The sequence below is a fragment of the Pseudomonas sp. PS02303 genome (assembly GCF_029959925.1).
Lineage (GTDB): Bacteria > Pseudomonadota > Gammaproteobacteria > Pseudomonadales > Pseudomonadaceae > Aquipseudomonas > Aquipseudomonas mandelii.
Genome location: NZ_JASCOM010000498.1, coordinates 1 through 1,759, shown reverse-complemented (window position 1 = coordinate 1,759; position 1,759 = coordinate 1). Strand labels below are relative to the sequence as shown.

At 59.1% G+C, this 1,759-nt stretch carries 1 protein-coding gene; it reads right to left on the bottom strand.

The window, feature by feature from the left end; translation table 11 throughout:
* Window positions 1-150: 150 nt before the first annotated feature.
* A complete protein-coding gene (locus QMX98_RS34455; RefSeq protein WP_010457563.1) occupies window positions 151-1,470 on the bottom strand; it encodes an MFS transporter in 1,320 nt (439 codons plus the stop codon).
* Window positions 1,471-1,759: the final 289 nt, after the last annotated feature.

Sequence of the window (1,759 nt, the reverse complement as noted above, 5' to 3'; positions counted from 1 at the left end):
GCTCGCGGTAGCGGTGTGTCAGTCAGCCAATGTGTAGCTGATACGCCGCTATCGCGAGCAGGCTCGCTCCCACAGGGTTTTGTGTGTCGGTTGCAAACAAAAGGGGCAGACCCGTTAAGGTCTGCCCCTGTTTTTATTGCGCGGGCTGACTCAGTCCGTCTCGATCCGCGAATGCTTGCGGGTGTCTTTCATGGTGATGTACACCAGCAACGACACGGCAATACACGCCGTCACGTACCAGTAGTAACCGGTTTCCATGCCGATGCTCTTGAACCACAGCGCGATGTATTCAGCGGTGCCGCCGAAGATCGATACGGTCAGCGCATACGGCAAGCCGACGCCCAGTGCACGGATTTCGGTCGGGAACAGTTCGGCCTTCACCACCGCGTTGATCGAGGTGTAGCCGCTGACGATGATCAGTGCGGCCATGATCAGGAAGAACGCGCCCCACCAGGATTGAATGGTGTGCAGCGTGGTGAGGATCGGCACGGTGAACAGCGTCCCGAGCACGCCGAAGGCGATCAGGATCGGACGACGACCGACCTTATCCGACAAGCCGCCGATGATCGGTTGCAGGCACATGAACAGGAACAGCGTGGCGGCGGAAATGGTGGTGGAGTCGGAGATGCTCATGCCGACGGTGTTCACCAGGTATTTCTGCATGTACGTGGTGTAGGTGTAGAACGCCAGGGTGCCGCCCATGGTCAGGCCGACCACGGTCATCAGTTCCTTGGGGTGGCGCATCAAGGTGCGCATTGCGCTTTCCTTGGCCTTTTCTTTCTTGGTGAACGACTCGGTTTCTTCCATGCCACGACGCAGGTACAGCGCGACCACGGCACACAGCGCGCCGATGGCGAACGGGATGCGCCAGCCCCAGGCGTACAGCTCTTCGGTGGTCAGGACTTGTTGCAGCACGATCAACACCGCCAAGGCGATGAGCTGACCCGAAATCAGGGTCACGTACTGGAAGCTGGAGTAGAAGCCGCGACGATCCTTGGTCGCCATCTCGCTGAGGTAGGTGGCCGAGGTGCCGTACTCGCCACCGACCGACAGGCCTTGCAGCAGGCGGGCGAAAATCAGCAGGATCGGTGCGCCGATGCCGATGGTTTCATAACCGGGGCTCAGGGCAATCAGCAGCGAGCCGAAACACATCAGGTACACCGAAGCCATCAATGCTTTCTTGCGACCGGCCTTGTCGGCGTACAGGCCCATCAGCCAGCCACCGATCGGGCGCATCAGGAAGCCCACGGCGAAGATCGCGGCGGTGTTGAGCAGTTGTGCGGTGGTGTCGCCTTTGGGAAAAAAGGCCTTGGCGAAATACAGGGAGAAGGCAGCGTAGACGTACCAGTCGTACCACTCGACCATGTTGCCGACAGAGCCGCTGAAGATCGACTTGATGCGACTGGCGGTGGTTCTTTCTTTGGCGGGCACGGCAGCCGACCCAAGGGGCAGGGCGTTGGAGTTATCCATTGAAGGATCCTTCGTTTAATTGTTTTTGTGGAGCGCGTTGAAACGCAGCCTGCATGGGCTATAGCAGGAGGTGTGCCAGATCAAGGAGGGCTGGTTTAGAGGGGTTGCGGGGATTGGGTGAGCGGAAATCCGCTTATGCCGGGCTGGTCGTGAGCGGAAAATTGCTTATCAGGCTCGTGGATGTGCGTTGTTTGCATTGGCCCCTTCGCGGGCAAGCCTCGCTCCTACGGTATTTGTGTCGCTCGACAATATTGCAAACGACGCAAACCCTGTAGGAGCGAGGCTTGCC